This is a genomic window from Paracoccus sp. SY, from assembly GCF_002901215.1.
In the GTDB taxonomy this organism is placed as follows: Bacteria; Pseudomonadota; Alphaproteobacteria; order Rhodobacterales; family Rhodobacteraceae; genus Paracoccus; species Paracoccus acridae.
Map to the genome: position 1 here is coordinate 1 of NZ_NWMQ01000109.1, position 3,543 is coordinate 3,543.

The window sequence follows — 3,543 nt, forward strand, 5'->3', positions numbered from 1 at the left end:
CACTTGCTGTCGTTGCAATGCTCATCTGGATTTGCATTGCGCAGTTCCGCAATCTGTTCCGCCACATCCGGCACGGCAGGATCTGGCGCAGGATGGGCATACAGTGGTTCTGCCCCATCAGGCGGTATCTGCGCAGGGTCGTAATAGGTGAACCAGCCGGGATGCGTCCGGTCCTCGATGCGCCACGCCACCGGTTTTGCATTCGGCACGGCAGGGGCGAGGGTGCTGCGGGCCTGTCGCTCCAAATCCCGAAGAACGGCCTTAGCCTTAACGGCGCCTTCATCGCCACCCACGCGGAACTCTAACGCCCGTTCGATTGCGGCAAGAACGGTCTGGACAGTCTCCGGCTCGTCGCCGGGCTTGCAGAGGCTGTGCATTGCTTGGTGAAGCCTGCTTTCCAGAGTTTCGACCTGAATGCAAAAGTCGATGGCGGGATCAGGGTGGCGCCCAAATCGTCCTATACCATTCAGGTCATCGGTCAGTCCTTGTTGAATTGCAGCGGTCATCACTTCCGTCCTTCTTCGACCCAGCGGCGGGCGGCTTCGTCTTGGGGGTGCTTGTTGGTCATGGTGTCCTCTTGATGATAGGTTGGCCGGGCCTTGGAGGGAGGAGAGAGGCCCGGCCATGCCGCGCGCAGGGAGGAGGTCGCGCGGTAACTGAATAAAAAGGGGCGGGATCGTGTTGGGGTGCGACCCCGCCCAGGTTGCCCGGCCGCCGAGGTCAGGCGGTGTCACCCGGGTCCAGGGTGACAAACGGCCGGGGATCGGGTCAGGCGTCCGTGCCGTCGCGCTCGTCGCGGATGCGCTCATACTCGGCCATCATTTCGGCGTGTTCGTCGGGCGCTTCTTTCAGGATCTTCGCCAGTTCGGTGTCGTAGAAATCCAGTGTGGCCTTGTAGGGTGCGCCGTTGGTCAATTCTCGGCGGATGCCCTTGTCGGTGTTCTGGATCAGGTCCGAGAGGGCGTTACCGGCCTTGGGCTGCTCGGCTGGTGCCTTCAATGCAGCCAGGCGGTCGGAATAAGCCTTGCGGGCTTCGTCCTTCTCTGCCCCGACCAGCTTGCCGCAGTCGGCGCCGACCTTCTTGAGGTCGTCTTCCGTCTCGGCTGCGGCGATCCGGGCGGTCACATCGTCAAGCGTCACCGCCGGCGCTTTCTTCTCCGCGATCTTGCTGCGGACCTTGGAACTGGTCGTGGCCGGGCCTTCGATCAGATCGCCTTCGGGCGTCACGTCCCGCATGACCGGCGTGTCCCGGGCTTCCTCGGCAATGGCGACGCCGCGCAGCACATCCGCGAAGGCATCCCGCAGGGCAAAGCCGCGGGCGCGCATCTGCATCATGCGCTTGGGATACTGCTGCCACGGGCCTTGCTTGTTCCAGAGCCCTGCCTTCTTGGCATCCTCGACGCTGAACTCGCGCACCACGGCCTGGGCCTGACCGCGACGGCGGATCGTGCAGGTCGCGATTTGCGCGTCATCGCTCAACGTCTCGCTGATCGACTCCAACATGCCGGATGCCTGCACGAGCGCCAGCATGGCGTCGCCCCAGATCGAAGGCCGGCCATTGATGACGGCAATGGACTGCATTGCCTGCAGAGGCGCCAAGCCGATTTCCGCACCCCATTGAATGGCGACGAGGACGTTGCCGGGCTTGCCCATGAAGTCCTTGGGCACGATCGAGGAGTCGGCCAGGATCTTCGCCATTTCCATGGCCTCGGCCAGACTGGCCGGGTTCAGGATGCCCATGGAGGGCCGGTTCTGCGGTGCGACGGCATTGCCTTCCGGCGCCATCGCCAGCACGTTCGATTGCTGCGTCATGGTATTCATCGGTCAGTCCTTCTTGGATTTGAGGCGCAGAACGCGCGTCGAGGTTTCGGTGCTGTAGAGGGCGGCAATTTCGGGGTGGTCCTTGCGCAGGGCCTTGGTGTCGATCCGCTCGGCCGTCTGCGTCTTCCAGGTGGCGATGGGTTCACCCATGTCCGTCAGGATCTCGGCGTCTTGCATGTCGGACATGATGACCAGCTTGAGTTCGTTCTCGCGCTTCTCGAGATCCTTCATCTGTTGCTTGACCTCGGCCAGATCATCGACCGCGCGCGCGGCGGCGCCGCTGGCCATGTGGGTCTTGGCAGTGACATGCTTGGACCAGCGGGCTTGGGCGTCGGCCACGGTCTGCGGATCGGGCGCAATGCCTTCCTCGACCAGCTTCCAGAAGACGGCCGCCTCCGTCAGCATGTCCGCGAACAGTTCGGGATGCGCCTCGATGGTGTAGCTGCGGTAGTCGCTGCCGCCGATAAGCACGGCCAGATCGGCATAGCGCGCGCCGGTGATCCCCATATACCACTGCACCTGGCAGACATAGTAATCGGGGATCTCGTCAGTGCCGTCCTCGCCCCAGAGGCTTGCTGCGAAGCCGTTGGCTGTCTTGCACTCAAGGATCCGGTCGGTCGTCAACTGCCCGTCGATCCAGCGGACGTTGCCCCGGATCGCAGGATTGACGACGGCCCGGTCGATGTTCGCCATGGCGAAGTGATGCTCGGGGTGGATCAGCTGCGCATTGACGCGCTGGACCTTGTTGCCGGTGCGCAGGGCGTATTCCTTGGCCACCACATCTTCGAGGATTGAGCCCCAATAGAGCCAAGGCTTGTCGTCGTTGTCCTCGGGGGCTTCGCCGCGCTTGGACAGCCAGACATCATAGGGCGTGGCGAACTTCGACAGGCCGACAATGGCGGCGATGTCCGACCCGCCGATGCCGCTGCGGCGGCGCTCCAGGAACTCGTTGCGCTGGACGTTCATGCTGCAATCTCCGCAAGCTGCTTCTCGGCAGCCAGGGCGCGTTCGCGCCAGTAGGCGGCCAAGATGGTGTCATCGGGGATCGGCCCGATCAGGCCGAACAGGGTGCGTTCGGGGAAGCCCAGGGCGATGTGGGCGCGGATCGCGTCGAAGGACGGGCGCGAGAACGGCGACAGGTCCAGTTCACGCTTCTCGTCGCCCTTCACCGCCCACCAGACGCGCTTCGGGCAATCATCGTCGCCCTCGTCGTCGCTGGTGATGTGCCAGCCGTCGATCTCGAACAGGGGGCTATTCATCGTTGCCCTCCGGGCCGGACAGCGCGCGGGCGCTGGCGGTCATGTCACGGCCATCGGTGGGGATGGACCTGCCCAGATAGCGGAAGGCCAGAACGGGGTCGTTCTGGTGGCCCCAGTCCAAGGCAGAGGCACGGGCCACCACATTGGATGGGGCTTCTCCTTCCACCATGACGGTTGCTGTGACGATCGCGTCAGCCGGCACAGGGCGCATACCAGCGCGCCAGACATGCCATGCGCCGTCAGTATAGTCGGGCGCGAAGAAGCGGTGGATTCGGGAAAGCCAGCCCATCACTGCACCGCCCAGATGATCTGGCAGACAACCAGGGTTGCCGCGAGGATGTCAGGGCCGTGATTCTGGCGCTTTACAGCTTCACAACCCGGTTCACATTCCGCGACACGAAGAAGCGATTTTGCCCAGCATTTCCACGATTCCGATGTGATACTGGCGGACAGTGAGGGATTC

General features: G+C 63.5%; 5 protein-coding genes. All 5 read right to left on the bottom strand.

Translation table 11 applies throughout. From position 1 onward, the window contains the following. Window positions 1-506: hypothetical protein (locus CK944_RS23065; protein ID WP_146038755.1), on the bottom strand; the 506-nt coding region annotated here is incomplete at its 3' end. A 262-nt stretch (window positions 507-768) separates the two neighbouring features. Next, on the bottom strand, window positions 769-1,821 hold the full coding sequence (locus CK944_RS21770; RefSeq protein ID WP_103175130.1) for a recombinase RecT: 1,053 nt from the start codon (window positions 1,819-1,821) through the stop codon (window positions 769-771). Between the two features lie 3 nt (window positions 1,822-1,824). Next, the gene (locus CK944_RS21775; RefSeq protein ID WP_103175131.1) at window positions 1,825-2,787 is read right to left on the bottom strand and encodes a YqaJ viral recombinase family protein; all 963 of its coding nucleotides are present in this window, start codon (window positions 2,785-2,787) and stop codon (window positions 1,825-1,827) included. Further along, window positions 2,784-3,080, bottom strand: coding sequence for a hypothetical protein (locus tag CK944_RS21780; RefSeq protein WP_103175132.1), 297 nt, complete (start codon window positions 3,078-3,080; stop codon window positions 2,784-2,786). Before CK944_RS21780 ends, CK944_RS21775 begins: the two co-directional genes overlap by 4 nt. After that, the gene (locus tag CK944_RS21785) at window positions 3,073-3,369 is read right to left on the bottom strand and encodes a hypothetical protein (protein ID WP_103175133.1); all 297 of its coding nucleotides are present in this window, start codon (window positions 3,367-3,369) and stop codon (window positions 3,073-3,075) included. Before CK944_RS21785 ends, CK944_RS21780 begins: the two co-directional genes overlap by 8 nt. Window positions 3,370-3,543 lie beyond the last annotated feature (174 nt).

Bases quoted from the DNA above. Each gene is read 5' to 3' on its own strand.
- CK944_RS21780 (WP_103175132.1), bottom strand. From the start codon at position 3,080: ATGAATAGCCCCCTGTTCGAGATCGACGGCTGGCACATCACCAGCGAC.
- CK944_RS21770 (WP_103175130.1), bottom strand. From the start codon at position 1,821: ATGAATACCATGACGCAGCAATCGAACGTGCTGGCGATGGCGCCGGAA.
- CK944_RS21785 (WP_103175133.1), bottom strand. From the start codon at position 3,369: ATGGGCTGGCTTTCCCGAATCCACCGCTTCTTCGCGCCCGACTATACT.
- CK944_RS21775 (WP_103175131.1), bottom strand. From the start codon at position 2,787: ATGAACGTCCAGCGCAACGAGTTCCTGGAGCGCCGCCGCAGCGGCATC.